This is a genomic window from Antrihabitans stalagmiti (assembly GCF_016482825.1).
GTDB lineage: Bacteria > Actinomycetota > Actinomycetes > Mycobacteriales > Mycobacteriaceae > Antrihabitans > Antrihabitans stalagmiti.
Genome location: NZ_JAEMNV010000006.1, coordinates 322,399 through 347,243, shown reverse-complemented (window position 1 = coordinate 347,243; position 24,845 = coordinate 322,399). Strand labels below are relative to the sequence as shown.

29 protein-coding genes and 1 tRNA gene are annotated in these 24,845 nt (G+C 63.1%); 13 read left to right on the top strand and 17 right to left on the bottom strand.

The features are described from left to right. The first annotated feature begins 124 nt into the window (after positions 1-124). From JGU71_RS20090 to JGU71_RS20070, 5 genes are all read left to right on the top strand, one after another. Positions 125-1,048, top strand: a complete 924-nt coding sequence (locus JGU71_RS20090) for a thioredoxin-like domain-containing protein (RefSeq protein ID WP_199706047.1) — start codon at positions 125-127, stop codon at positions 1,046-1,048. Then, positions 1,048-1,791, top strand: coding sequence for a DUF305 domain-containing protein (locus tag JGU71_RS20085; protein WP_199706046.1), 744 nt, complete (start codon positions 1,048-1,050; stop codon positions 1,789-1,791). The genes JGU71_RS20090 and JGU71_RS20085 overlap by 1 nt, the downstream gene beginning before the upstream one ends. Positions 1,792-1,925: 134 nt before the next feature. Beyond that, positions 1,926-1,998: transfer RNA gene (locus JGU71_RS20080), tRNA-Arg, on the top strand. A gap of 658 nt (positions 1,999-2,656) precedes the next feature. Next, positions 2,657-2,890 (top strand): hypothetical protein, encoded by a 234-nt coding sequence (locus tag JGU71_RS20075; protein ID WP_199706045.1) that lies wholly within the window; start codon positions 2,657-2,659, stop codon positions 2,888-2,890. Between the two features lie 39 nt (positions 2,891-2,929). Further along, on the top strand, positions 2,930-3,607 hold the full coding sequence (locus JGU71_RS20070) for a DUF4352 domain-containing protein (protein ID WP_199706044.1): 678 nt from the start codon (positions 2,930-2,932) through the stop codon (positions 3,605-3,607). 225 nt (positions 3,608-3,832) lie between these two features. On the opposite strand, the gene JGU71_RS20065 is transcribed toward JGU71_RS20070, so the two are convergent. Further along, positions 3,833-4,339 carry a WKL family lipoprotein gene (locus JGU71_RS20065; protein WP_199706043.1) on the bottom strand — a complete coding sequence of 169 codons (507 nt, stop codon included), beginning with the start codon at positions 4,337-4,339 and terminating at the stop codon, positions 3,833-3,835. 91 nt (positions 4,340-4,430) lie between these two features. After that, positions 4,431-4,838: a nitroreductase family deazaflavin-dependent oxidoreductase gene (locus tag JGU71_RS20060; RefSeq protein WP_199706042.1), complete on the bottom strand. Its 408-nt coding sequence runs from the start codon at positions 4,836-4,838 to the stop codon at positions 4,431-4,433. Positions 4,839-5,028: 190 nt separating this feature from the next. Here JGU71_RS20060 and JGU71_RS20055 point away from each other — a divergent pair, with 190 nt between their 5' ends. Then, a complete protein-coding gene (locus JGU71_RS20055; protein WP_199706041.1) occupies positions 5,029-5,898 on the top strand; it encodes an endonuclease domain-containing protein in 870 nt (289 codons plus the stop codon). 65 nt (positions 5,899-5,963) lie between these two features. Here JGU71_RS20055 and JGU71_RS20050 read toward each other — a convergent pair whose 3' ends face one another. From JGU71_RS20050 to JGU71_RS20020, 7 genes are all read right to left on the bottom strand, one after another. Next, positions 5,964-6,272, bottom strand: a complete 309-nt coding sequence (locus tag JGU71_RS20050; RefSeq protein WP_199706040.1) for a hypothetical protein — start codon at positions 6,270-6,272, stop codon at positions 5,964-5,966. A gap of 67 nt (positions 6,273-6,339) precedes the next feature. Beyond that, entirely contained in the window at positions 6,340-7,416 is a 1,077-nt protein-coding gene (locus JGU71_RS20045) for a sulfate/molybdate ABC transporter ATP-binding protein (RefSeq protein ID WP_199706039.1), read from the bottom strand. After that, positions 7,413-8,219 carry an ABC transporter permease gene (locus JGU71_RS20040; RefSeq protein WP_199706038.1) on the bottom strand — a complete coding sequence of 269 codons (807 nt, stop codon included), beginning with the start codon at positions 8,217-8,219 and terminating at the stop codon, positions 7,413-7,415. The genes JGU71_RS20045 and JGU71_RS20040 overlap by 4 nt, the downstream gene beginning before the upstream one ends. Then, entirely contained in the window at positions 8,216-8,983 is a 768-nt protein-coding gene (gene modA, locus JGU71_RS20035; protein WP_199706037.1) for a molybdate ABC transporter substrate-binding protein, read from the bottom strand. Before modA ends, JGU71_RS20040 begins: the two co-directional genes overlap by 4 nt. Beyond that, entirely contained in the window at positions 8,980-9,384 is a 405-nt protein-coding gene (locus tag JGU71_RS20030) for a TOBE domain-containing protein (RefSeq protein ID WP_199706036.1), read from the bottom strand. The genes modA and JGU71_RS20030 overlap by 4 nt, the downstream gene beginning before the upstream one ends. Positions 9,385-9,464: 80 nt before the next feature. Next, a complete protein-coding gene (locus tag JGU71_RS20025) occupies positions 9,465-9,716 on the bottom strand; it encodes a hypothetical protein (RefSeq protein WP_233529769.1) in 252 nt (83 codons plus the stop codon). Next, a complete protein-coding gene (locus JGU71_RS20020; protein WP_233529826.1) occupies positions 9,706-9,930 on the bottom strand; it encodes a DUF6400 family protein in 225 nt (74 codons plus the stop codon). The genes JGU71_RS20025 and JGU71_RS20020 overlap by 11 nt, the downstream gene beginning before the upstream one ends. Before the next feature lie 121 nt (positions 9,931-10,051). Here JGU71_RS20020 and JGU71_RS20015 point away from each other — a divergent pair, with 121 nt between their 5' ends. From JGU71_RS20015 to JGU71_RS20000, 4 genes are all read left to right on the top strand, one after another. Continuing rightward, the gene (locus JGU71_RS20015; RefSeq protein ID WP_199706034.1) at positions 10,052-10,501 is read left to right on the top strand and encodes a YdeI/OmpD-associated family protein; all 450 of its coding nucleotides are present in this window, start codon (positions 10,052-10,054) and stop codon (positions 10,499-10,501) included. A 23-nt stretch (positions 10,502-10,524) separates the two neighbouring features. Further along, positions 10,525-11,229: a haloacid dehalogenase type II gene (locus JGU71_RS20010; protein ID WP_307829732.1), complete on the top strand. Its 705-nt coding sequence runs from the start codon at positions 10,525-10,527 to the stop codon at positions 11,227-11,229. An 85-nt stretch (positions 11,230-11,314) separates the two neighbouring features. Continuing rightward, the gene (locus JGU71_RS20005; protein ID WP_199706033.1) at positions 11,315-11,689 is read left to right on the top strand and encodes a cupin domain-containing protein; all 375 of its coding nucleotides are present in this window, start codon (positions 11,315-11,317) and stop codon (positions 11,687-11,689) included. Beyond that, positions 11,686-12,153: a MarR family winged helix-turn-helix transcriptional regulator gene (locus JGU71_RS20000; RefSeq protein ID WP_199706032.1), complete on the top strand. Its 468-nt coding sequence runs from the start codon at positions 11,686-11,688 to the stop codon at positions 12,151-12,153. The genes JGU71_RS20005 and JGU71_RS20000 overlap by 4 nt, the downstream gene beginning before the upstream one ends. Before the next feature lie 2 nt (positions 12,154-12,155). On the opposite strand, the gene JGU71_RS19995 is transcribed toward JGU71_RS20000, so the two are convergent. Genes JGU71_RS19995 through JGU71_RS19980 form a run of 4 tightly spaced genes read right to left on the bottom strand, consistent with a single transcriptional unit; the run spans position 12,156 to position 16,655 of the window. Then, complete coding sequence (locus tag JGU71_RS19995; RefSeq protein WP_307829736.1) at positions 12,156-12,917, bottom strand: 3'(2'),5'-bisphosphate nucleotidase CysQ; 762 nt, start codon at positions 12,915-12,917, stop codon at positions 12,156-12,158. A gap of 5 nt (positions 12,918-12,922) precedes the next feature. Beyond that, positions 12,923-14,764, bottom strand: a complete 1,842-nt coding sequence (gene cysC / locus JGU71_RS19990; protein WP_199706031.1) for an adenylyl-sulfate kinase — start codon at positions 14,762-14,764, stop codon at positions 12,923-12,925. Beyond that, the gene (gene cysD / locus JGU71_RS19985) at positions 14,764-15,678 is read right to left on the bottom strand and encodes a sulfate adenylyltransferase subunit CysD (RefSeq protein ID WP_199706030.1); all 915 of its coding nucleotides are present in this window, start codon (positions 15,676-15,678) and stop codon (positions 14,764-14,766) included. Before cysD ends, cysC begins: the two co-directional genes overlap by 1 nt. Continuing rightward, positions 15,678-16,655: an IclR family transcriptional regulator gene (locus JGU71_RS19980; protein WP_199706029.1), complete on the bottom strand. Its 978-nt coding sequence runs from the start codon at positions 16,653-16,655 to the stop codon at positions 15,678-15,680. The genes cysD and JGU71_RS19980 overlap by 1 nt, the downstream gene beginning before the upstream one ends. Positions 16,656-16,753: 98 nt before the next feature. Here JGU71_RS19980 and JGU71_RS19975 point away from each other — a divergent pair, with 98 nt between their 5' ends. Both JGU71_RS19975 and JGU71_RS19970 read left to right on the top strand, forming a co-directional pair. Then, positions 16,754-17,920, top strand: a complete 1,167-nt coding sequence (locus JGU71_RS19975; protein WP_199706028.1) for a DUF1214 domain-containing protein — start codon at positions 16,754-16,756, stop codon at positions 17,918-17,920. Positions 17,921-17,924: 4 nt separating this feature from the next. Continuing rightward, positions 17,925-19,070: a sulfotransferase family protein gene (locus JGU71_RS19970; RefSeq protein WP_199706027.1), complete on the top strand. Its 1,146-nt coding sequence runs from the start codon at positions 17,925-17,927 to the stop codon at positions 19,068-19,070. Here JGU71_RS19970 and JGU71_RS19965 read toward each other — a convergent pair whose 3' ends face one another. The 4 genes from JGU71_RS19965 to JGU71_RS19950 all read right to left on the bottom strand — a co-directional run bounded on the left by JGU71_RS19965 (position 19,071) and on the right by JGU71_RS19950 (position 24,268). Continuing rightward, positions 19,071-20,132, bottom strand: coding sequence for an ABC transporter ATP-binding protein (locus tag JGU71_RS19965; protein WP_199706026.1), 1,062 nt, complete (start codon positions 20,130-20,132; stop codon positions 19,071-19,073). Continuing rightward, complete coding sequence (locus tag JGU71_RS19960) at positions 20,129-21,709, bottom strand: ABC transporter permease (protein ID WP_307829731.1); 1,581 nt, start codon at positions 21,707-21,709, stop codon at positions 20,129-20,131. Before JGU71_RS19960 ends, JGU71_RS19965 begins: the two co-directional genes overlap by 4 nt. Then, positions 21,709-22,731: an iron ABC transporter substrate-binding protein gene (locus JGU71_RS19955; protein WP_199706025.1), complete on the bottom strand. Its 1,023-nt coding sequence runs from the start codon at positions 22,729-22,731 to the stop codon at positions 21,709-21,711. Before JGU71_RS19955 ends, JGU71_RS19960 begins: the two co-directional genes overlap by 1 nt. Positions 22,732-22,834: 103 nt before the next feature. After that, entirely contained in the window at positions 22,835-24,268 is a 1,434-nt protein-coding gene (locus tag JGU71_RS19950) for a metallophosphoesterase family protein (RefSeq protein ID WP_199706024.1), read from the bottom strand. A 96-nt stretch (positions 24,269-24,364) separates the two neighbouring features. On the opposite strand from JGU71_RS19950, the gene JGU71_RS19945 reads away from it, so the two are divergent. Beyond that, a complete protein-coding gene (locus tag JGU71_RS19945; protein ID WP_199706023.1) occupies positions 24,365-24,820 on the top strand; it encodes a hypothetical protein in 456 nt (151 codons plus the stop codon). The last annotated feature ends 25 nt before the right edge of the window (positions 24,821-24,845 follow it).

The following is a 24,845-nucleotide window of genomic DNA, read 5'->3' as shown; positions in this document are numbered from 1 at the left end:
AGTGCTCTTAATCCGGACCGATCGAATACGGCCGTCCGGGCCTGGGCATTTTTCCGTAGAGTGAGGGCGCTCCAGGGAGCGCAGCGATCGATTCATGTCCACACGGCGAAAGAGCAGTCCACGGATGGCAAGCGGTTCGGAGAGTCCCGGCAACAAGACCGGGGCGAAATCAGCCAAGGCGATCAAGGCCGCCACCAAGAAGAAGAAGGGCGCGGGAGCCAAAGGTAAAGGACTTCCCAAGTCTCGCGAGATCCCTTGGATGCTGATCGGCGCTGTCACCGTGATCGTTGCCTTGGTCGGACTTCTCGCGTGGAACCTGATTCCCAAATATCAGGAAAAGGCGGACGCCGACAAGTACGCACCGAGCGAGACCAACAAAGACCCGTCGACGGCCATCGACGGCGTGAAGGTCGAGCCCTACAAGGCCGGCTTGCACATCACCGCCCCTCAGCGTGTTGCGTACAACCAGACCCCACCGTTCGGTGGTCCGCACGACAATGCCTGGGCGACCTGCACCGGCGTCGTGTACCCGAACGCGATTCGCACCGAGAACGCTGTGCACTCACTCGAGCACGGCACCGTGTGGATCACCTACAACCCGGACGAGGTGAGCGGTGACGCCCTCGACGAACTCGCAAGTCGGGTCGACAACAAGCCGTACATGATGATGTCGCCCTATCCCGGTCAGGACAGCCCGATTTCGTTGCAGGCGTGGGGACATCAGCTCAAGCTCGACAACGCCGACGATCGCCGAATCCCGCAGTTCATCGCAGCTCTGCGCGCGAACAGCTACAACGCGCCGGAGCCCAACGGCAGTTGCGCGACGATTCCCGACGCATTCGATCCCGACAACCCGCCGCCGTTCGATCCGTCGCCGCCCGGACCCGATGCTGTGCCGTTCGACGGCGCCGGTCTGACTCCGGACGCAACGGAAACGGGTGGGCAGCCGGGACTGCCACAACTGCCGCCGGGCATGGAGCTACCGCCTGAGCTGCAGAACCAGCTGCCGCCGGAACTGCAGCAGCCCGCGCCGGCACCCGCACCCTGATGGCGGACACGGACGAAAGCTCGACCAAACCCCAGGAGATCGTGCTGGGCGAGGAGTCGAACGGACGCTCGCGGCCTAGTCAGCGCACGATCACCCTTGCGCTGGCACTGGTCGCGGCAATACTGCTCGGCATCGCGATCGGCTTCCTCGGCCGTCTCTGGTTTCAGGACGACGCCACGACACCGGGAGCGGATTCCGTCGACGTCGGCTTCTCTCAGGACATGACGGTGCACCACAACCAGGCCATCGAGATGTCGACGATTGCGCTGACGAAGTCGACGAACACCGAGGTCCGCAATCTGGCGTACGACATCCTCACCACGCAGCAGAACCAGGTCGGCTACATGCAGGGTTGGCTCGCGCTGTGGGGCCAGGCACCGTTCGCCGACGACGGCTACATGAAGTGGATGGACGACAGTTCGTCGGGGCACGAGCACGGCGGCATGAGCATGGACTCGCACGACATGTCCGACGGCATGATGGCGATGCCAGGTATGGCTACCTCGGCAGATCTGACCAACCTCCGCAAAGCCGAGGGTCCGGAGCTGGATGTGCTGTTCCTGCAGCTCATGCTGCGCCACCACCAGGGCGGCAAGGAGATGGGCGAGTACGGCGCCGAGCATGCCGAATTGGGAGTCGTCAAAAACTTCGCGAACTCGATGGTGAAGACACAGGACTCCGAATCGGCGCTTATGACAGAAATGCTCGCGCAGCGGAATGCCCAGCCGCTGCCGATGAACTGAGGCGGCTTCGCCGCTCGTGAGTCCTTTTGGAGGGTCCACCCTCCGAAAGGACTCACGACCCCAGGGGCCTTTTGGTCTCGCAACGCCGCGTGCGTTAGGGTTACACCGCCCAACGGCTCACCGAATCCCGGTGCGCCCCCGTAGCTCAGGGGATAGAGCGTCTGCCTCCGGAGCAGAAGGCCGCAGGTTCGAATCCTGCCGGGGGCACTTCCTGACTTGCAGCTCTACGACTGTTGTCGCTGCAACGCCCAATCCGTGCCAACATGCACTGCTCCGCCCGCTTGACTGAGTTCCGCCTGATTTCGAATGTGCCTATGAGCGCCTGGCGACATTCCGAACACCAGCGCTGCAGTACCGGCTGCGTCGCGTCGGTATGACCCGACCAGAGCGAACAACAACTTGATCCATCCTAGGTCCGGGCCGAATGACGGATATCGCCCACGAAACGCAAGCACGTCGAGGACCAGATTTGGGGCGGCGGCTTCGTTGATTGCATTGGTGAGCCGAAGATGGTCTGGACACCACGAGCGGCATCAACCAATAGTCGTCGAACTTATTTCCACTTGTAAAGGCGAATCACTGACTTCCCGTGAGAAGCATGTCTAAGATTCGTCTGGGGAATTCAAATCTAGGCGTAATCGCGGGGTTTTATACCTGGTCGCGGACCACCCAATCTGATTCATCCCGCACTCAGCATGCAGTTTCCGCTATGTCTCGCTCTACCCCTGCAGGAGTCCTTTAGAACAAGAAGCCTTCGTGGTTAGGGGACCCATGACCGACGCTTAACACCGATCGAACAGCGTCTCCAGCCGCAGAATCTTTATCACATCGTTTCGATCGAGCAACGCCGACAAGCTCTTCGAACATGGAGTTCGCCACCGTCGCGCGTCTGCAAATTCGCGTCGAATCACACTCGGACACAACGGCTCCGGTTGCGCACGGTTCGAAACCCAACCGCATACTGCACCTGATCCTGACCCTGGTCACGTGCGGATTTCGGGGCATCAACTGGATCGCAATCGCTTTCATCCAGAAGGAGCGCCGCGTCGCCTTGACCGTCAACGAGTACGCCCAGGTGACGATGCAGACCCACTCGTAGGTCACACAAAGCAAGTCGACATCGAACGAAGGAAGTCAAGTGACACAACAGCCACCTCATGGCTACAACCCTCAGCAGCCGTACGGCCAGCAGCCACCGCAGCAGGGGCAGCCCCAGTACGGCCAGCAGCCACCGCAGCAGTTCGCGCCACCACCACCGCCGAAGAAGAAGTTCCCGAAGTGGCTAATCGTCGTCGGCGTAATCGTCGTCATCCTGATCATCTTCGCGGCGACAGGTGGCGGTGGCGACAAGGACGAAGCGAAGTCAAGCGATTCGTCCAGCCAGTCCAGCGGCAACGACTCGAAGCCCGACGACAACGGAGCACCGATCGGTACCGAGGTCCGTGACGGGAAGTTCGGGTTCGTCGTCACCAACGTCGACATCGGCAAAACCACCATCGGCACCAACGAGTACCTGAAGGAAGATGCGCAGGGTCAGTTCGTTCTCGTCACAATCGACGTGTCGAACACCAGTGACGAGCCGCAGTCGTACTTCGGGCAGAACCAGAAGCTATTCGACGCGCAGGGCCGCGAGTTCGCGAACAACTTCAGCGCCGAGATGAACGTCAACGATTCGAATCTGCTCATCGGTGACATCAACCCTGGCAACAAGATCACCGTCACGGTTGTGTTCGACATCCCGAAGGATGCTGTGCCGGTGTCGATCGAGCTGCATGATTCGGCGTTCTCCGGTGGCGTGAAGGCAGCGCTGAAGTAGTGGCGTAGAACCCAAACTCCTCTCCCACCGGACGTGCCGCCCGCCGCCTGCTGGTTGGCCACCCGCCAGGTGTGGATTTGGTCTTCTCCAGCCTGTTCACCGGAGTCGTCGCGGCGGTGCTCTTCGCGATACTCACGTCCAACTAACGAGAACGCCCCCAGCCTCTATTGGCTGGGGGCGCGTCGCTGCAGACAAGGCAAACCGCTGCGCGTGAAGGTTGGACAGTCAGACTGCGCAGGGTGCGCCGGCGAATGCCAGCAACGTGCATGCGGTTGCGTCGGAGAGCTTCCAGGCGCCGTCGACACGCTCCCACGTCATCGGCAGCGGCGGCGAAGGCTGGCCCGGCGCGCTCGGCGACTCGATGGTGACGTTGGCCGTCGCGGTGTCGCCGGTTGCAGCGACATCGGTGACGTTGAAGATGAGCTTGCCGTAGCCGCCGAGTGCGGCATTCATCTGATCGAGGTTGGCGGTGCGTGCCTCGCCGTTGACGATTACGGCGACCTTCTCCGGAGTGGACTTCGTTGCGTCTGCGATGAAGTCCAGGTTCGCCTTCAGTTCGTCGGCGGTCGGCGCGGCCGAGGAAGCTGCTGTGGTGCTGGCAGCCGCGCTCGAGCTAGCGCTCGCGGTGGTCGTCGCGGATGCCGAACTGTCGGAATCGTCGGAGCCGCAGGCGGCCAATCCGATTGCGAGAAATGCGGTACAGGAAGCGATCACAGCTTTACGGAGAATCACTGTCTACCTTTCGGATGAGCAGCCGGCGCCGGTAACGCCGACAGGTTAGGCAAGCCTAACAGCAGCTCGATCGACCTCCGCAGCTACCCGTCTACGTCTTGGGAACCAACGCGACGACCGGGATCGTCCTTGCTGTCCGTGTCTCGTACTCGGCGAAGCCCGGATACAGCGTCGCCTGGCGACCGTAGACCGCGTCGCGTTCGGAACCGGTCACCTCGTGCGCGACAACATCGATGGTGTCGTCGCCGACTTCGATCGTCGCCTCCGGATTCGCGACCAGGTTGTGGTACCACGCCGGATTCGTCGGCGCGCCAGCCTTACTCGCGAACACGTAGTACTTCTCCCCCTCGGCGAGATACATCACCGGGCTGATTCGAGGCGACCCAGACTTCGCCCCGACGGAATGCAGAAGCAGCAGCGGCGCACCTTCGAAGGGGCCGCCGACCCGGCCGTGATTCTCGCGAAACTCTTCGATGATGCGGGAATTGAAGTCGGACATCAGGACTCCTTCGTCGTCGACGTTGCAATCCTGTCACTCGTACAGATCTTTGGTGCGCCGACCGGGCCGTGGCGGTGAAAGCTACTCGACGGTTGCCGCAGCGAAAGCCCACTCGGCGCCCTGTGGATAGATACCGCACCCTGTGGATAGACCGTTTTGCCTTTTCGCTCCCGCCCGGCAGGCTCGATCGATGGGGGATTTCGACGAGCCGTTCCCAGGAACGTGGGCGATCGCGGCGGGAACGATCACGAGTTGGCAACTGCGCAAAGACTTCACAAGAGTGTTTCCGGACGTGTACGTCCGCAAGGGAACTGTGGTGACCGCGCGAATACGCACACTGGCCGCAGTCCACTGGGCGAAAGGCGACGCCATTGCGGTCGGCATGTCCGCGGCAATTCTGCACGGCACCAAATGGATCGACGCCGATACGCCCGCCGAACTCGCAATCGCGCGCCACAGGAGAACGCCACCAGGAATCACCGTGTACCGAACCGAACTCGAGTCGAGCGAAATCTGCTCTCGCGCAGAGGTACTCGTAACCACCCCGGCACGGACCGCCTTCGATCTGGGTCGACGTCTGCCTTTCCACACAGCTGTCGCAACTATCGATGCACTATGCAACGCGACAGGTGTGACCGCAGACGACGTAGTAACTGTCGCTGCACGCCATCGAGGGTCACGAGGACTCGTCGCGCTCCGCAAAGTTCTCGACTACGTCGACGGCGGAGCCGAATCGCCGCAGGAGAGCGTCACACGGATGCTGCTCGTCGACGACGGGTTGCCGCGGCCGCAAACGCAGATTCGTATACGAGATTCCTCCGGTCGAGTTGTCGCACGCGCCGACCTCGGCTGGGAAGAATGGAAGGTCGCGGTCGAGTACGACGGTGCCCAGCATTGGACCGACCCGGAACAGCACGAGTGGGATATCGAGCGCCGAGTCCTGTTGGAAGCGCTGGGGTGGCGGGTCGTTCATGTCAGCGCGAGATTGCTCCGCGAACGCCCACATATCGTGATCGATCGGATACGCGCCGAACTCACGGCCGCTGGTGCTCGAATCTGACCGTCGAGTGGGCCATGGCTGCGAAAGCTACTCGACTTTTGCCGCAGCGAAAGCCCGCTCGACAACTACAACTTGCAGGGTTTCCCGAAGAGTCCGGATACCGCACAGGAGAAGCCAGACAGCGCTCCGAAGAAGGCCTTGACCTGGTCCGGGTTCTCGTTGTTGTAGTCGGTAACGCCGTCGCGGATGCCTGCGCCGAGCGGCGCTGCTTGATCGCTGATAGCCGGCGGGACCTCGATGTACGGGAGGGCCTCGACGGGAATATTGATGATCGGCGGTGGATCGGCAGCTACCGCAACGGGTGCTGTCAGGGTGGCGACCGGCACCGCCAAAGCGAATGCTGCGAAAACCGTTGCCAGCGCACGCTTGGTCATGATTCCTCCTCGATACCCGGACAAGAAAGGCCCGAAAAATCAGGCTAACCCACGCGCCGACCAGACTTCAGGCAATCGGATAGATCGCGGTCTCGGTCGCCTTGACGACGAAGAAAACCCGCGAGCCAGGGACGAGATCGAGATCGACCGCGGCGGCGGGAGTCACATCTGCCATCAGCCCCGCATACGGACCGTCGTCGTCGCCACGCAACCGGACGACCGCTCCCCTGTTCTCGATCTCGCCGACCGTCACCTCGAAACGATTGCGTGGACTTCCGCCTGGCAACTCTGCGTAGACCGCGACGGCGGATGGGCTGAACACCGCGACCGCCCGCTCCCCGACCGCCGCCTGCTCGTCGCTCGACCCGTGCACCAGCACCCCACCGCTTCCGCGAAGCACACCCGGACCGTCGATCACACCTGCGCACAGGTTCATGCCCGCGATCCGCGCGGCGAAGGCACTGCGCGGGCGGGCGAGCACCTCGCGGACCGGACCTTCTTCGACGACTCGGCCACCATCGATCACAACGACCCGGTCCGCAAGCGCCAGAGCGTCGAGCGCATCGTGTGTCACGAGGACCGCCGTAAGTCCGGGCTCGGCGAGAACCTTGCGCAGCAGTCGCCGAATCGCCGGAGCAGCGCCCACATCCAACGCCGCCAGCGGCTCGTCCAGCAGCAGCAACTGGGGGTCGGCTGCGAGCGCACGCGCGACCGCAACGCGCTGCGCCTGGCCCCCGCTGAGTTGTGCGGGCTTGCGGTCGGCCAACTCGGTTGCGTCGACGGCTGCGAGCCACTGCCCCGCTGTGACCCTCGCCTGGCGCCTCGAAGCACCTGTGCTGCGTGGCGCGAACTCGACGTTCGCCTCGACCGTGAGATGTGGAAACAGCATGGGTTGCTGTGCAAGCAATGCGATTTCACGTTTGTGCGGCGCCACGTTCAGGTTTCGAGACGTGTCCGTCAGCTGCCGACCGTTCAGCGTGACGCCACCACGGTCGGGCCTCGTCAGCCCCGCGATCACCGACAGCACGGTGGACTTACCCGCTCCGTTCGGCCCGAGGATCGCGGTTACCGAGCCTTTCGCCACGGTGATCTCGACATCGACGGCACGCGATTCGACGACCGCACGAACCCACAGACCGCTCACAGCGCACCGGAACTTCGGCGCCGAACGGCAACGACGATGACGATCGCTACGACAACAAGTACGAGCGAGAGTGCAACGGCCGCATCGGGATCGGATTCACGTTGGAGGTAGATCTCGAGCGGCAGTGTTCTTGTGACGCCTTCCAAGCTGCCCGCAAACGTCAGCGTCGCACCGAATTCACCGAGCGCGCGGGCGAACGCCAACACAGCACCTGACACCAGACCCGGCAGGACCAGCGGCAACGTGACCCTACGCAGTACGGTCGTCGGTCGTGCCCCGAGTGTGGCGGCGACCGCCTCGTATCGTTGACCGGCGGTTCGCAACGCTCCTTCCAGACTGACCACAAGGAACGGCAGCGCTACGAACGTCTGCGCGAGAACAACTGCCGTGGTGGAGAACGCGATACGAATGCCCATCATCTCTAGATGTTCGCCGAGCAGTCCTTGCCGACCGAACGTGTAGAGCAATGCGATGCCACCAACGACGGGTGGCAGCACCAGCGGCAGCAGAATCAGCGAGCGCACCACCGAGAGCCCACGAACGTTGCTGCGCGCAAACACAATTGCCATCGGCACGCCGAGAATCACACACAGCACAGTGCTTGCGACAGCAGTACGAAGGCTCAATTTCAGTGCAGCGACTGCAGATTCGGACGTGACCAGCTGGACGAAGCTGCCCCAGTCGACCTTGGCTCCCATCGCGACCAACGGCAGCACGACCAGCAGGCACCCCACCGAAGCGGGCAGGTAGATCCATAGCGGCAGCCCGACCCGACCGTCGGCCTGCCGCCGCTCGGTTGTCATGGTGCTTGGAAACCGGCCTTCAGCAGAACGTCACGCCCCTTCGGTCCCGACACCAGTCCCACGAATGTCGTTGCCAAAGCTGCGTTCTTGCTTCCGCGCAGCCTCACGATCGGGTACGTGTTCACCGCCTTCGCCGCTTCCGGGAACGACACTGCGGTCACCTTGTCACCGGCGACAGCAGCATCCGTGACGTAGACGACGCCGGCATCGGCCTGTCCGGAGGTGACCTTGTTGAGCACGTCGGTGACCGACGATTCCTCGCTCACCGGCGACAGGTCGGTTTCTGTCGCGACTTCGACCTTCTTCGTCGCAGCTCCACATGGCACCTGCGGTGCACACACGACGAGCTGCGTCCCCGCTTCGGCGAGGTCGGCGAACGACGTTATGCCCTTCGGATTTCCGGGGGCCGTGACGATCGTGAGTGTGTTGGTCGCGAAGTCGACGGGCGCCTCGGCAGCGAGTCCGGCGTCGGTCAGTTTGGTCATGTTGGCGGTATCCGCAGACGCAAACACATCCGCCGGCGCCCCCTGCGTGAGTTGCGCGACCAGATCGGACGATCCCGCGAAACTGAATGTGACACTCGCGCCGGGATTCTCGGCTTTCAGTAGATCGCCGAGTTCGGTGAAGGTCTGCTTCAGCGACGCAGCAGCGAACACCGTTATCTCGCCCGAGGTGGAACCAGGGGTGGTTGCGTCCTGCGCCGACCCGCACCCACCGGCAAAGCCGACGGCGCCTGCGCACACCACAGCCAACAGGCGTCTCACGAAACTCCTCCGGGAGTCTCGACAATGACCGTGGTGGCTTTGACGACGGCTACGGCGAGGCTGCCTGGTTCGAGTTGCAGTTCGCGAACTGCGTCAGCACTCATCAGCGAGACAACAGTGAATGGGCCGCACTGCATTTCGACCTGAGCCATAACCTTGTCCACGACAACTTTGGTCACAAGGCCGACAAATCGGTTCCGCGCAGAACTACCGCCGCCGACCGGATCGTGCGGCGGATTGGCATTCGAACGCGCGAACTCGGCGAGCACGTCGCCTGCGATGACTTTGCGCCCCGAGTCGTCGGTCGTCGCCGCGAGGGCTCCGTTGTCGACCCATCGACGCACGGTGTCGTCGCTCACCCCGAGGAGTTGGGCCGCTTCGCGGATTCGAATACTGGACACGGATCGATACTAGAACCGCAGACGCGTGCAGAACAACCGATCCGATCCGCAACTGCGTGCACGGACCGCGTTGTAAGTCCTCAGCCGCGGTCGGACACCAGGTCGGAGACCGCTCCGACTCGAGTATTCACGTTCCATACGTTCGAGCACTGCGGGCATTGCAGGAACACCCGCGGACCGTCGTTACCGAGCAGGTATTGCCAGTGCGAAGCGCAGTTGCTGCCATCGAAGCACGAGCTGCAGCCCGAATCCTTGGCGCAGTTCGCGCACGGTAGCCACGCACGGCGCGCAACGTCGGCGCACGGGTCGATCGGCATTGCGTCAGACCGCATCGCGCGCTCCACGATCGGGCAGCACGCCCGCGACGACGAGTTCGTCGTAGATGCGCTGCTGCTCGTCATCGAGACCGCTGTACAACATGTCGTATGCCAGTTCCTCCTCGCGAAGCACCGCGACAGGGTCCCAATCGTCGCCAAGCGCTTCCAGCACCGCGGTACGACGCCGCACCTCGTCCAGCGTGAGGTCGAGGGCGAACGACATTTCCATTTCGCTACTCACCTGTTCACCCTCGTTCCTGCAGTATGGACATCGAAAAGTTAGGGTCGCTTAACCCCCAGCATGATCACAATGACGTGGATCACGTTTTGGGAATAATCTGGAGAGCACGATGAAGTTCACAGCAGTCCTGGAAGGCGCAGGCAAGACCGCGACGGGGATAGAGGTGCCGCCGGAGGTCGTCGATGCGCTCGGGTCGGGCAAGAAGCCCGCGGTCACGGTGACGATCGGAGCACACACCTATCGGAGCACCATCGCGACCATGGGCGGGCGGTTCATGCTGCCGGTCAGCGCGGAGAATCGGACGTCAGCGGGAGTGTCGGCAGGCGACGAACTGGAGGTCAGTGTCGAGCTCGACACCGCGTTGCGGGAGGTGACGGTACCCGCCGACTTTGCTGCAGCGCTCGACAACAACCTGACAGCGCGAACAACCTTCGACGGCATTTCCTACAGCAACCAGCGTTGGCACATTCTGTCGATCGAGGGCGCGAAGACCCCCGAAACGCGCGCCCGTCGGATCGAGAAGTCGATCACCATCCTCGGCGAGGGACGCGCGCGGTAGGCAGGCGGGCAGAATCTAGCCGTGTGAGCAGACCGAAAGCACTGTTGTTCGACGTCCAAGGCACCGCAACCGACTTCTTCACGACGGTCACATCCGACGCCGTTCGAATCGATCTTGGCCGCAATCCGGGCCTGAACTGGGACGACTTCGTAAATCGATGGCGCGTGGCGTATTTCGCTGCGGTCGCAGCGACGCCGACCCCTGCGGGAACGTGGACATCGGTCCACTCGATCTACCGGCGCACGCTCGATGCGCTGCTGGACGAGGCCGGAGTCGAGTACCCGGACACAGACCGAGAGGAGCTGACACTCGCCTGGCAGCGGCTGATTCCGTGGCCGGACACGGTCCAGGGCCTTCGACGACTGGGCGTGCGATACACGTTGGCGACACTGTCGAATGCCGATGTCAGCGCAGTGGTGAACCTGTCGAAACGAGGCGGATTGCAGTGGGACGCGATTTTCACTGCCGAGATGGTCGGCGCCTTCAAGCCCGACCCCGCGACCTATTCGACGGCCGCGCGCTACCTCGGCCTGCCGCACAGCGAGATCATGATGGTCGCCAGCCACAAGTACGACATCAGAGCTGCCGCAGCCCTCGGCTTCCAGACGGCGTTCGTTGCCAGACCACTCGAATTCGGTCCCGCCGCAGAGGCCGACACCGAATACGACGACGCCTTCGACCTCAACGCCTCCGACTTCCTCGATCTGGCCGACCAACTGGACGCGTGACGAAAAAGTCAACTTGGTTGACTTGCATAGGGCGTGGTGGCATTCTTAACAAGTCAATTTAATTGACTTAATCGAGAGGACCATCATGGCCGTCATCACCGCACCCACAGGCCCGACTCACGAAGTAGGCGGCACCCGCTTCACGTCGTTGGCAACACCGAGCCGAGGTTCCACCGACACCAGCGTGTGGCGGGTCGAAATTGCGCCGGGCACACCCGCGACGCCCCATCGCCTGACGAAAGAGGAGGTGTTCGTCGTCCTTGCAGGCACAGCTGCAACACGTATCGACGGACTCGACGCGACCGCCGCAACCGGCGACGTCGTCGTTGTTCCGCCCGGCGTCGACTTCGAAATCACCGCAGCAGGCGACGAACCACTACAAGCACTGTGCTGCCTTCCGGTCGGCGGGCAAGCGCTCCTAGGTGACGGCAAAGCTTTCAACCCACCGTGGGCGCAATGACCGTGGGACATCCACCCCCACTCGCCCGTCTGTTCGCCATCGCCTATCGCTCGTTTATCGACGGACTGCACACCCGCCTCGCCGAACGCGGCTGGTCGGATGTCCGGCCCAACTACGGATTCGTTCTGATTGCCGCTCGGGACAACGGAATTCAATCATCGGAGATTGCGGTTCTGATGGGCGTATCCAAACAGGCCGCCTCGAAGTTGATCGAGTCGATGGAGGACGCCGGCTATGTCCGACGCGACCCGCACCCCGCCGACCAACGCGCGAAGATAATTCACCTGACCTCGCGCGGCACCGACCTCCTCGTTGCCGTCGAAGAGATCTACGAAGAACTCGAGCAAACGTGGGCCGATGCGATCGGCCGCAGGCAGGTCGAGACCGTTCGCTCCGGAATCATCAAAGCGCTGATGGCGACCAACGACGGGCAGCTACCCGCCATCCGCCCGCCGGAGTCCTGACGTCAGCGCGGGTCGGCGACAACCTCGAGAATCGACTCCGCCAGTTCCGGGCGACAGATCACCAGGTCGGGTAGGTAAGGGTGGGATTCGTTGTACCGCAATGGACTTCCGTCGATTCGAGAGCAATGCAGACCGGCAGCCAACGCCACGCCGACTGGTGCAGCCGAATCCCACTCCCACTGACCTCCCGCATGGACATAGGCATCGGCGTCACCTCGAACGACCGCCATCGCCTTTGCTCCGGCAGAACCCATGCCGATGATGCGGGCACTCAGCTGCGCTTCCAAGTCGACGGTGAACGCGGGCGGCCGACTGTCGCTGACAACGATTCGAATCGGTCCGTCGACAGGACCGGAAAGTACAGCTACATCGTCGCTCGCATAGACCGTTCCGAGGACCGGCATCGCGACTGCCGCAGCCGTAATCCCCTGGCCTGCTTCCCATAAGGCGACGTGCACGGCCCAGTCACCGCGGCCTGGCATGCTGAACTCTCGAGTGCCGTCGAGCGGGTCGATGATCCACACGCGCGACGCGTTCAACCTGGATTTGTCGTCCGCCGATTCCTCCGACAACACGGAGTCGTCCGGCCTGTCGGCCGAAAGCCGATCGAGCAGAAGCACATTCGCCAGCTGATCGCCCTTGCGACCGAGCGCCTTACCGTCGATCAGGTCTTGCTCGGCGGCACGCAACGTCAGCAACAATTCACCCGCTTCGGCAGCGAGTTCGGCAGCAAGACGCGCATCGGAGAGCGTGTTGATCGGCACGGTGTTCACAGGTCCAGGTATTCCATGATTCGGGCCGCCTGCGCAACCGGGTCCCCGTCGGAGGGTCGCAGGACCAGCTCGGCGTGCGCCGGTTGCTCGTACGGATCGTCGATGCCGGTGAACCCACGTATCTCGCCGGCCCGCGCCTTGGCGTACATACCCTTCGGATCGCGACGTTCACACATCTCGATCGGGGTGTCGATGAAGACCTCGACGAACCGCAGACCGGCCTCCTCGTGCTGCGCTCTGATCCGATCGCGATCTGCCGCATACGGACTGATCAACGACGCGACCGCGACGATCCCGGCATCGGCGAACAACTGCGAGACGGCACCGACGCGTCGCACGTTCTCGGACCTGTCCGCAGCGCTGAAACCGAGGTCCGCGTTGAGTCCGTGGCGAAGATTGTCGCCGTCGAGCCGATAGGCCGGGTGGCCAGCAGCGACCAGTCGGCGCTCCAACTCCACTGCGACCGTTGACTTTCCACTTGCCGAAAGGCCGGTCAACCACACCGTGGCACCCCGGGTTGCGCGCTCGTCTCGGGCAAGGGCCGATGCGTGCCACACGACACGCGACGCGGACAGTGTCGGTCCGGTGATCATGCCCGCGGCAACCGTGTTGTTGGTCGATTCGTCGACAAGGACGAAGCTTCCCATCACCCGATTACGGCGATAGGCATCGAAGAGAACCGGCTGCTGCAGCTTCAACTGCACGCGACCGATCTCGTTGCAGGCCAGCGAGTCCGCTGACTCGTCGCGGTGGAGGGTGTTGATATTCAATCGGTAGTCCAGCCGGACGACCTGCGCCCTGACCGCACGGGTCGTGTGCAGCATCGTGTACCGAGCGTCCTTGCTCAACGTCGATCGATCCGCGAACCAACACACGAGCGCGTCGACCTCCTGCCCGATCAAAGGCCGATTGTTCGGCCGCGCCAACACGTCTCCTCGCCCGACGTCGACGTTGTCGGCCAACTCGATACACACCGCTGCCGGCGCGAACGCCTCCTCGATCGGCCGACCACCCGGTCCCCAGATCGCTTTGACCCGTGTGGTGAAACCGGAAGGGAGCGCAACGACTTCGTCGCCGGGCTTGAAGATGCCACTCGCGATCGTCCCGGCGTACCCGCGGAAGTCGTGCAGTTCACCACCAGCTTGCTGTGGTCGGATCACGTGCTGCACAGGGAAACGTGCATCGATCAGGTTTCGGTCGGAGGCAATGTGCACCTGCTCCAACGTGTGCAGTAGCGAACCACCCTCGTACCACGCCATATTCGTGCTGCGCTCGACGATGTTGTCGCCGAGCAACGCAGAAACCGGAATGAAGGTCAGGTCGGGAACATCCAGCTTCATCGCGAATTGCCGGAACTCCGAGCAGATCTCGTCGAATCGTTCCATCGACCACTCGACGAGGTCCATCTTGTTGACGCACAGCACCATGTGCGGAATACCGAGCAGGCTTGCGATGAAAGCGTGTCGACGCGTTTGTTCGAGAACACCTTTGCGAGCGTCGATCAGCAGCAAGGCAAGGTCGGCTGTCGACGCGCCCGTCACCATGTTCCTGGTGTACTGCTCGTGGCCGGGCGTGTCCGCAATGATGAAGCGCCGGTGTGGAGTTGCAAAGTAGCGATGCGCGACGTCGATCGTGATGCCCTGCTCGCGTTCGGCGCGCAGTCCGTCGGTCAGCAGTGCGAGATTGGCGTATTCGTCACCGCGTTCCCTGCTGGTCCGCTCGATGGCCTCGAGCTGGTCTTCGAAGATCGACTTGGAGTCGTAGAGCAGGCGACCGATGAGGGTCGACTTGCCGTCGTCGACGCTGCCCGCAGTCGCGACCCGGAGCAATTGCGGCATCAGAAGTAGCCTTCCTTCTTGCGATCTTCCATGCCCGCTTCCGAGATCCGGTCGTCTGCGCGGGTTGCACCACGTTCGGTGACGCGACTGGCCGCAACCTCGGCCACGACCTCAGCCGATGTCGCCGCCGACGATTCGACGCAACCGGTACAGGTGGCGTCACCGACGGTCCTGAAGCGCACCGTCGCTTCGTGTTCCGTCTCGCCGGGTAGCAAGGTCAGAAACCGGGTGCTGGCCAACAACATTCCGTCGCGGGCGACGACCTTGCGTCTGTGCGCGTAGTAGATCGACGGCAGGTCGATCTGCTCGGCGTGGATGTACTGCCAGATGTCGAGTTCGGTCCAGTTCGACAGGGGAAAGACCCGGATGTGCTCGCCTTTGCGGTGCCGTCCGTTGTACAGGTTCCATAGCTCGGGTCTTTGCGCGCGGGGATCCCACTGGCCGTATTCGTCGCGAAAACTGAACACTCGCTCCTTCGCCCGTGCCTTCTCTTCGTCTCGCCGTGCACCGCCGAACACCGCGTCGAAACCGTTGGCGGTGATCCCGCGGAGCAATGCCGCTGTCTGCAAACGGTTTCGACTCGCTCGCGCGCCGGATTCCTCTACCGAACGACCCGCGTCGATGTCGTCCTGCACGCTCGACACAACAAGCCGCAGTCCACGTTCCGCCGCGGTCCTGTCTCGGAATTCGATGACTTCGTCGAAGTTGTGGCCGGTGTCGATGTGCATCACTGCGAACGGAACGGGTCCGGGCCAGAACGCTTTTGCCGCGACGTGCAACATCACGACCGAGTCCTTACCTCCGGAGAACAGCAATCCAGGCCGCTCGAACTGCGCGGCAACTTCCCTGAAAATGTGAACGGCTTCTGCTTCGAGGGCTTCCAGATGGGTCAACTCGTAGCTTGCACGTGTCATCACAGCACCCCTGCTCTTGGTTCGACGGCCTGACTTACCTCGGGTTTGATTCCACCGACCTCGTTGGTGATCGCATCGGCCGCTTCGATCAATGCCCTTGCCCGTAAGTCGATTTCGGCGCGGTCGATGGCCGACCCGACGAACAGGGTCAGCACCATCGACTGGCGCGCATCGGCGTCGTAGGTCGGCGCGGCGATGAGGCTCACCGGGTGCCGATCGTCGTCGACACCGTCCTCGAGGTAGACGCGCTCGCCGAGGATCGTTGCCATCTCACCGATGATCTCGCGCAACTCTTTCGGTATTTCGTCGGCCGCGACTCCGGCGAGCACCGTGTGCAGTCGTTGCCCCAGCGCCGTCATCGTCTCGACCAAATAGCCGGTGCGGCGGCAATGGTCGACTACCTGCCGCAAGCGTGTGCGGTCGATCCGCATGGGCAGCGTCGGCTCGCGATCGAGCCACCGGTCGAGTTCGGCGTCGTCACTCCACAACACGTACATCAGTCCGACCGGCGGAGCGAACGGGTAGAGCTGGCCGACTCGGGCGTTCGGCCGGACGCCTGGCGGTGCGGTCAGTTCGACGACGGCGATCCGGTCGCCGATCACGGTCGACGCCGAGCATGTCGTGCCGAACCGGTCGCTGAGTTCGGCGAGGTGGCGGCGCGCGATCGGACCGACAGCCAGTCCTTCCTGCGCTGCCCTACCGGCGCTGATGAGCGCCGGACCCAACCCGTAGCTCTTCGCGACCGGGTCACGCGTCAGGTAGCCGCCGTCGACGAGCGCGGACACGATCCCGAGGCAGGTCGGCTTCGACAGCTCGAGACGACGAGCGAGTTCGGAAAGCCCGTATCTGCGGTCCTTGTGTGCGACAAGGAAGTCGAGCACAGCGACGACTCGCTCGGTTGGCGGTGAGCGACGACTACCTGCATCCGGTGGCGGCGGATCGGGTGGACCGGCAAAAGCGGGAGCCCCAGAAATCATTGACCATTCCTTAGAACACGTTCTAGTCTGCTTACAGCTGTTGTACCACGCAGGTACATATTTGGACCACCCCCGATCGGGGCGAACGAGGAGCACACGTGCTGACCGATCCACTGGCCGAAGCCATCGCCGAGGCGGAGAAGTTGATCCAAACCGCCCCGCATATTCAGACGCCGCAAGACCTCCACGAGGGCTACCAGTATCTGGCAGGCGGAATCTTGGCGACGATGCACGCGACCTGGGCAACCGAACGCGACCATCCCAGCTTCGTCCAGGGCACCGGTCCGTTTATGAAGATGGGACTCGACAATCCCGACACGCTCTACTTCGGCGCACGAATCAACGACGACCACGAATACATCGTCACCGGAAAGCGCGGTTCCACGGTCGACCTGAGCTTTCAGGTCCTCAACGGCAACTACACCAGCGCAAACGTGCCCGGTAGCGTCACGGCGTTCGACGACCGTGAGCTCCAGATCGACGCCGACGGGTCCTTCCGGGCGCATTTCGGTCCCGAGCCTGCAAACGGCCGAACCAATTACTTCACCCTGGCGCCGGGTTCGGCGCAACTGGTTGTGCGCGAGGTCTACAGCGACTGGGAGGCCGAGCGCGGAACGCTGCGCATCGAACGTGTGGACACGTCCGGCACGGCGCCGCCACCGCTGACCGCAGAGCTGGTCGAGAAGCGATTCGCCAGAGCCGGAAAGGCTTTGGTGACCCGCGTGCAGACCTGGCTGAAGTTCCCGGAGTGGTTTTATCTGAACCTCCCGGTCAACACGATGACCGAACCTCGGCTCACGCCAGGAGGATTGGCGACGCAGTACTCGTCGGCCGGGCATTTCGACATCGACGAGGACCAGGCCCTGATCATCACCGTCCCGAAATCGGATGCGCCATATCAGGGTTTTCAGCTCGGCAGTCGGTGGTACATCTCGCTCGACTACAGCAATCATCAAACGTCGCTGAATTCGCATCAGGCACAGACGGATCCGGACGGCAACATCCGGCTTGTCGCCAGCGAGCGAAATCCAGGAATCACCAACTGGATCGAGACGACGGGCCATCGGCGTGGGTATTTGCAGTTCCGCTGGCAGCGCGTCGACAGACCGTTGACCGAGGCCGACGGCCCTACCGTCGAGGTGGTGGATTTTGCCGACGTCGAATCGAAATTGCCCTACTACCGGACGAATACGATCACACCCGAGGACTTTCGGGCCCGTATCGCAGCGCGCCAAGCCGCTGTCGCAAACCGGATGCTTGGGTGAACCGATGACCGATCGAGACAACGTCGGCACGATCGACGATCTGCACGCCTCCGCAACCAAGATCACCGGACTGACCGACTACGGCGACCCCGACTACCTTGTTGCGCTGGAGGTGCTGCTCGACTCCTACGGCGAGGCGGATCTGACTCCGTTGGGCCGCAAAGTTGCTCGCGCGTTCTTGCGCGGTGCCCTCGTTGCGCGCTCGCTCAGCGAGGTGGCGTTCGCACAGCATCCCGAGCATGCGGACGTCACCATCGAAAGACCGATCTTCGTCACCGGTCTCCCCCGAACCGGCACAACGGCACTACACCGGCTGCTGACCGCCGACTCGGCGAACCAGGGCCTCGAAATGTGGCTGACCGAGTTCCCCCAACCCAGGCCACCGCGTGACACGTGGGACGAGAACCCCGTGTACCGCCGGATCCAGGACATGTTCGAGCAGCACCACATCGAAAACCCGGAATTTATGGGCCTGCACTACATGTCGGCGTCGGAGGTCGAGGAATGCTGGCAACTACTGCGTCAGTCCGCGATGTCGGTCTCCTACGAATGTCTCGCGGACGTCCCGAGCTATTCCGCATGGCTGGCAACCCAGGACTGGACGAATGCCTATGCGCGCCATCGTCGTAACCTGCAGTTGATCGGACTCCCCGACCGTAATCGTCGCTGGGTACTCAAAAACCCGAGCCACCTGTTCGCCCTCGACGCGTTGATGGCGAACTATCCCGATGCTCTGGTGATTCAGACGCACAGACAACCTCGAACAGCAATCGCATCGGCATGCAGCCTGTCCGAGCAGGCGACGGCGGGCTGGTCGAACAGTTTCGCGGGCGACGTGATCGGCCGCACCCAACTGGACCTCTGGGCCCGCGGACTCGAGAGCTTCGATGCTGCCCGTCGCAACTACAACCCCGCCCAGTTCATCGATATCGACTACCGCGACTTCGTCGGAGATCCACTCGCGACTGTGTCGGGGATCTACGACCATTTCGGCATACCCTTGACGACCACGGCAGAGTCGGCGATGGCAGCGATGCATACCGAAAGTCGTTCCGGTGACCGGAAACCCGCGCACAAGTACGCGCTCGAAGACTTCGGGCTCACTCCGGAACAGGTCGACGAGCGCTTCCCGAGTTATGCGCGGCAGTAGCTAGTTCTTGTCCGGGACGAACGCCACGGCCGCACCGAGAACATCGATCTGCACCTTCGCGTCGATCGGCGGCGGCAGGACGCTGGCCTGGCGGACGGTGATCGCAGGCTGATCGCCTGGCAGTTCGATTTCGAGAACGACGTCGGAGCCCAAGAACTCGCTCGCCACCACCGTGCCGACACCCACTCCCCCTGCGCCGTCGGCCACAACCTTCGCAATCAACTGCTCCGGTCGCAGCATGATCGTGACATCACGTTGAGGTGCGTTCCCCCGCAACGGGACTCGGCCCAACGCGCACTCGGCGGCGCCGTCCGTCGCTGTACCGGAAAGAAATACACAATCACCGAGGAACTCGGCGGTGAAACGGTCGACCGGTTCCCCGTAGACCTCTTCGGGTGAGCCGACCTGAGTGAACTCACCGGTCCGCATGACCGCGACTCGGTCCGCGAACGACAGTGCCTCTTCCTGATCGTGTGTGACAAGAATGCTGGTGACACCCGCGACGCGCAGAGTGTGCGCAACTGCGCGCCGCGTGGCCGCTCGCAATCCGGAATCCAGTGCGCTGAACGGTTCGTCGAGCAGCATCACGTCGGGTTTGCGCGCGAGCGCACGAGCGAGCGCGACGCGTTGCTGCTGCCCACCGGACAGTTCGTGTGGGCGCCGCCGCGCGTACGTCGGATCGAGCGCGACCATCTCTAGCAGTGCGTCTACCTGCGATCGCACCACCTTCCGGCGCATCGGTCCACCACGGAGGCCGTAGGCGATGTTCTGCGCGACGCTCAGATGCGGGAACAACGCGCCGTCCTGTGCGACGTAACCGACATTTCGGCGGTGCGGCGGAACGGAACGCCCTTGATCGGCAACGCATTCGCCTGCGATCGACACCGAACCCGCATCGGGCGCTTCGAAGCCTGCGATGACGCGCAGCAAGGTCGTCTTGCCGCAACCCGACGACCCGACGACCGCGGTTGTGCTACCCGACGCTACGGCCAGACTCACCTCGTGAAGGACCTGGGCACGGCCGAATGATTTCGAAATACCCTGCAGCGCAAGTGCACTCATACCGCACGCACCAGTTCCTTCGACGACGTGGCGCCGGTGGCACGCGTCGCCTGAGTGAACAGCAGGTAGGTGACCGGCATGGTCAGAACCACCATGATGAGCGCGTACGGTGCTGCCGCCGCGAAGTCGAGACCGCTACTGGCGGACCAGAACCCCATGGCAAGCGTCGTCGTGCCAGTGGGCGCGAGCAGCAGCGTAGCCGTCAGTTCCGTTGCGACTCCGACGAATACCAGCGCCGCACCCGCAGCGGCAGCCGGAGCGGTCAGGCGCAACGTCACGCGGACGAACGTCGCAGCGTTGGACCTACCGAGCGAACGTGACGATTCCTCGAGGCCGATCGGAACCTGCGCAAGACCGGACCGCAGGCTGACGAGGGCTCGGGGCATGAACATCAACACGTAGGCGACGACAACCACGAGCACAGTCTGATACACCGCCGGAAACCACTTGATGGTCACGGTCACCAGAGCAAGCGCGGTCACGATGCCTGGCAACGAGCTCGTGACGTAGTTCGATCCTTCGATCACCCGACCGACGATGCTGTTGGTGCGAACCGCAAGCCACGCAACAGGAAAAGCGAGCGCCGTCGTCAACAACGCTCCGGCACAGGCGAACGCGAGCGTCTGCCCGAGAGCTGTGCCGATAGCGTCGAGATCCCACACGGACGATCCGCCGATGCGCAACCACCGCACGATCGTCCACAGCGGGACTCCGAGCGAAAGCACAACCACTGCTCCGAATCCGAGCACTACCGGCACCAGGCTGTATCGCAGGCGAATTCGCACTGCCGGTCGTGGTGCTCCTGACCCGATCCTGAAGTAGCGCGCTCTGCCGCGACCCGACGCTTCGGCAATGAGGAGCAGCAAACAGCACAGCACCAGAACGCTGGCTAGCATGCTGCCCGCTGCGCCGTTGAACGTGGACTGGTACTGCTCGAATATCGCCGTGGTGAACGTGTCGAAACGCAGCATCGCGAAGGCGCCGTACTCGGCGAGCAGATGCAGTCCGATGAGCAGTCCACCGCCGAGTATCGCCAGCCGCAACTGCGGCAACACGATTCGGACGAAGACACCGAACGGGCGAGAGCCCAATGCACGCGCCGATTCCTCGATCGCCGGATCGAGCCGTCGAATCGTCGCTGCGGCAGGTAGGTAGACCAGCGGGAAGTACGACAACGTCGATACCAGGACCCCTGCTGTCAGACCTTTCAAGCCGGGCACGACAGTGACCCACGCGTAGCTGTTGACGAACGCCGGAACGGCAAGGGGCGCAGCGAACAACGGACCCCAGATCGGCGCACCGGGGACATTCGTTCGTTCGACCAACCAGGCGAGACCGACGCCGAGCGCAACACAGATCGGCACGGTCACGACGACCAAGCCAACCGTGTTGAGCAGGAGGTCACCGACTCGTGGGCGAACGATCAGCGCGTACGCGGAAGACCACCCAGCCGAGATCAATTCCGATACAACGTATCCCAGCGGAACAAGCATGGCGGCCAGCGCCAGCACGACGACCGGCGTCCCGAGCAGAACACTCGGACGCCGGATCGCGCGTAGGACGTGAGCAGGTGCCACTAAAGCAGGCCGGCCTCGGTCATCAGCTCGGTTACCTTGCGGCTGTTCAACTTCGCTGGATCGACGACGGGCGGCGCGAGATCTGTCAGCGGCACCAGCGCGGGATTCGCCGCGACACCGCTGGCGACGGGGTACTCGAACGAGGTGCCCTTCTGCAACACCTCTTGGCCCGCCTTACCCGTGATGAACCTCAGAAAGGCCTGCGCGTTCTCCTGTTTCTTGCTCGACTTCAGCACTCCGCCACCGGAAATGCTCACGAACGCCCCTGGATCCTGGTTGCGGAAGAAGTGCAATGCGGTGTTCCCGCTGTTTTCCTTCGTCTTGGCCTGATCCTGGTACCAGTAGTAGTGATACATGATGCCGCCAGGAATCTCGCCGGCATTCGTCGCCTGCATCACGGCGATGTTGTTCTTGCGGATATCGGCGTTCGCCTTCATCGCCTTCAGCCAATCCAGCGTCGCCGCTTCGCCTTTCAGCTCGAGTATCGCGCTGACGATCGCCTGGAAATCGGCGCCGGACGGTGCGGCAGCCCACCGTCCCTGCCAGCTCGGATCCGCGAGATCCATGATCGAGCGGGGCAGCTGCTCGGGTGTCAGCTTCTCCGGGTTGTAGACGAACGTCGTCGATCGACCTGCGATGCCGACCCACTTGCCGGTAGACGGCCGGTACTGCTCAGGAACCTGCTCGAGCGTGGCGGCGTCGACGTCGGTGAACAGATCGGAGTTCTCGACCAACGTCATCGCGGGGGAATTTTCGGTCAGGAACACATCGGCCGGCGAGCGCTCACCCTCGGCGACGAGTTGATTGCCCAACTCTGTGTCACCGCCCTTGCGCACCTCCACCTCGATGCCGGTTTCTTTCGTGAACGCCTCGACCCATTCCTTGGTCAGCGACTCGTGCTGCGCGTTGTAGACGAGGATCGCGTTCGAGTTCTCGGACGTGTCGTCGGAGCAGCCGACCGCACCCGTCACGCCGAGAGCGACCGACATCGCTACGGCGACTTTCTTCCACAGAGCAGGCATATCGTCGCCTTCCGGTGCGCGCGTCGAACGTGGCAGTGAGGTTTGCCTCAGCAAAGATACCGCGCCGACCGTGCAGTTCGGCGCAGAGGTTCGTAGGCGAGGCTCAGCTACTCGTCAGCCCGGACAAATCCCGCACGACAACGTGGTTTCGCTCGGCAAAAGTGCCGAGCGCGTATTCGGGAAACAGGCCGAAGTACTGCCCGCGGGTCCGTGCGCTCCACCGCTTCGCGAGGTCGGAGCGAGTCTTGTAGAAGTTGACCATGTAGCCGCCGTCGTACACCCGCAGCAGGCTGTATCCGCCCGGATACTCCTTCACCGCGCCGACCTCGAGAAACTCGACGCGTACAGCGACGTCGGGCCTGGTGAGCTTGTTGCGGTGCGTATGGCCGCTGTGGTGCAGGAACACTCCAGGCGCTCCGACGTAGCTGTTCTGCAACTCGGCGGCGTTGCCGCGGTCGAGCACGAATCCGGGTCCGGCAGCGTTGTTCGTCGCCGCTTCGTTCGTCACAGGGTGGTGGCCGAAGACGACGGTCGGACGATCGGGGTCCGACGTCAGGGCTGACCGGATCTCGGCCATCTGCTCCGGGTCGATCGTGCCGCCGGACGCGTCGAGCGCGGTGGTGTCGATGCCGAGCAGGCGCAGTCCGCCGACTTGGTAGGACAACAACTTCTGATGGTCGACGAAGCTGTCGCCCCAGCAATCGTGATGATCGGGCGCTGCGGGCACCGCGCTGCACTGCGCGTACTCCGCGCCGACGTGCGGACGATCGTGATTGCCGCGGCACACGAAATAATCCGAACCGAGCGAGCCCCACGCGTCCAGCCGTGCCCGCACCGCCGCGGAGTCCACCGCCGTCGCCTCGGCTGTCAGGTCACCGGCGAGGATCAGCTGATCGGCTCCTCGATCGGGGCTGCGGAGGTCGTCGAGCATCGCGCTCAGCATGACCTCCGGGTACGGCGGCAGGCCCTGATCCTGCCGGTAACCGGGTGGCAGGTCGCCAGAGACGATGCCGCTGACCTCCTCCCCGTAGTGCACGTCGTTCGACAGTGCGATGGTGCGCAGGTGGCGACCGGGTGGCGGGACGAGTGTCGTGAAGCGACCCGACTGTTCGACTGCGCCCGGTGCACTGGTCACGCCGTTCGTGGGGACGGCCCGTACGCCGTTCGAGTACGCCTCGAATCGGTACTGTCGTCCAGGTTCCAGCCCGTGCACCTCGGCATAGTGGTAGCCGGTCGGAGTGTCGTCGAAGCCGAGAACTTTCGGTGCGGTCACCGAATCGGCTGGGCCGATACGTAATTCGGTGTTCGCCGCGACAGGCAGCGGACGACCGAACGCGTCGGCTCCCTGCGGGGAGACGGTCGACCACGTTACGACCACCGAGGTATCGGTGACGGTGACGACCTCGAGGTCCGTTGCGAGCAGAGGAATCGGATCGGCACCGGCACTACCGGGTCTGCCCGAACTCACCATCGGCAACACAACTCCGGCAGCCATCATGGTGAGCAAGCGACGTCGCGACGGCCCGCAGCAGGACATGCCCGGACCCTACCCGGTCCGCCTGAACACTCTGCTGAACGCAGCGGTTGCCGAGATCGGTAGCGACCGTCCTATTTGTCGCGTTATTCTGCCGCGATGAATGCGCTCTCGATCGTGGTGCTTGTGCTCGCGATACTCGTCGTCGTCCTGTCCGTCATCGTTGTCGTACTGAAAGTTGTGGTCGGCAGGGTACGGAAGTCGAGCGCCGCCAAGATCGAGTCGCAATTCTCGCCGACCGACATCGTGCGAGCCGATCCCCTCGCGAACTTCTTCGGCCTCGAATCGAAAGGCGGAGCACAGGTTCGCGGCAACGGCGCACTGGTGCTCACTCGAACGATGGTGTGGTTCTCTCGTGCGGGCGGGTCTGTGCCACTCGAGATACCGCTCGCGGCAGTACGCGAGGTGGACGCCGTCAAGACACACGCGGGCAAATCGGTCGGCCGCAGATTGCTGTGGATCCGGTTCGAGACCGATCGCGGCTTCGACAGCGTCGCGTGGTTCGTCCGCGATGTCGACGACTGGATAACAGCAATCCGCGCTACGCGCTCGTGAGCACTTTCGGCGGGCCCCACCTCCA

Excerpts from the sequence above, each read along its gene's own strand:
- JGU71_RS20075 (WP_199706045.1), top strand. The coding sequence starts at position 2,657 with ATGGAGTTCGCCACCGTCGCGCGTCTGCAAATTCGCGTCGAATCACAC.
- JGU71_RS19950 (WP_199706024.1), bottom strand. The coding sequence starts at position 24,268 with ATGTCCTGCTGCGGGCCGTCGCGACGTCGCTTGCTCACCATGATGGCT.
- JGU71_RS19965 (WP_199706026.1), bottom strand. The coding sequence starts at position 20,132 with ATGAGTGCACTTGCGCTGCAGGGTATTTCGAAATCATTCGGCCGTGCC.
- JGU71_RS19980 (WP_199706029.1), bottom strand. The coding sequence starts at position 16,655 with ATGATTTCTGGGGCTCCCGCTTTTGCCGGTCCACCCGATCCGCCGCCA.
- JGU71_RS20055 (WP_199706041.1), top strand. The coding sequence starts at position 5,029 with ATGGGGGATTTCGACGAGCCGTTCCCAGGAACGTGGGCGATCGCGGCG.
- cysC (WP_199706031.1), bottom strand. The coding sequence starts at position 14,764 with ATGCCGCAATTGCTCCGGGTCGCGACTGCGGGCAGCGTCGACGACGGC.
- JGU71_RS20005 (WP_199706033.1), top strand. The coding sequence starts at position 11,315 with ATGGCCGTCATCACCGCACCCACAGGCCCGACTCACGAAGTAGGCGGC.
- JGU71_RS20020 (WP_233529826.1), bottom strand. The coding sequence starts at position 9,930 with ATGGAAATGTCGTTCGCCCTCGACCTCACGCTGGACGAGGTGCGGCGT.
- JGU71_RS20060 (WP_199706042.1), bottom strand. The coding sequence starts at position 4,838 with ATGTCCGACTTCAATTCCCGCATCATCGAAGAGTTTCGCGAGAATCAC.
- cysD (WP_199706030.1), bottom strand. The coding sequence starts at position 15,678 with ATGACACGTGCAAGCTACGAGTTGACCCATCTGGAAGCCCTCGAAGCA.
- JGU71_RS20015 (WP_199706034.1), top strand. The coding sequence starts at position 10,052 with ATGAAGTTCACAGCAGTCCTGGAAGGCGCAGGCAAGACCGCGACGGGG.
- JGU71_RS20025 (WP_233529769.1), bottom strand. The coding sequence starts at position 9,716 with ATGCGGTCTGACGCAATGCCGATCGACCCGTGCGCCGACGTTGCGCGC.
- JGU71_RS20050 (WP_199706040.1), bottom strand. The coding sequence starts at position 6,272 with ATGACCAAGCGTGCGCTGGCAACGGTTTTCGCAGCATTCGCTTTGGCG.
- JGU71_RS19945 (WP_199706023.1), top strand. The coding sequence starts at position 24,365 with ATGAATGCGCTCTCGATCGTGGTGCTTGTGCTCGCGATACTCGTCGTC.
- JGU71_RS19970 (WP_199706027.1), top strand. The coding sequence starts at position 17,925 with ATGACCGATCGAGACAACGTCGGCACGATCGACGATCTGCACGCCTCC.
- JGU71_RS20000 (WP_199706032.1), top strand. The coding sequence starts at position 11,686 with ATGACCGTGGGACATCCACCCCCACTCGCCCGTCTGTTCGCCATCGCC.
- JGU71_RS20090 (WP_199706047.1), top strand. The coding sequence starts at position 125 with ATGGCAAGCGGTTCGGAGAGTCCCGGCAACAAGACCGGGGCGAAATCA.
- JGU71_RS20085 (WP_199706046.1), top strand. The coding sequence starts at position 1,048 with ATGGCGGACACGGACGAAAGCTCGACCAAACCCCAGGAGATCGTGCTG.
- JGU71_RS19955 (WP_199706025.1), bottom strand. The coding sequence starts at position 22,731 with ATGCCTGCTCTGTGGAAGAAAGTCGCCGTAGCGATGTCGGTCGCTCTC.
- JGU71_RS20040 (WP_199706038.1), bottom strand. The coding sequence starts at position 8,219 with ATGACAACCGAGCGGCGGCAGGCCGACGGTCGGGTCGGGCTGCCGCTA.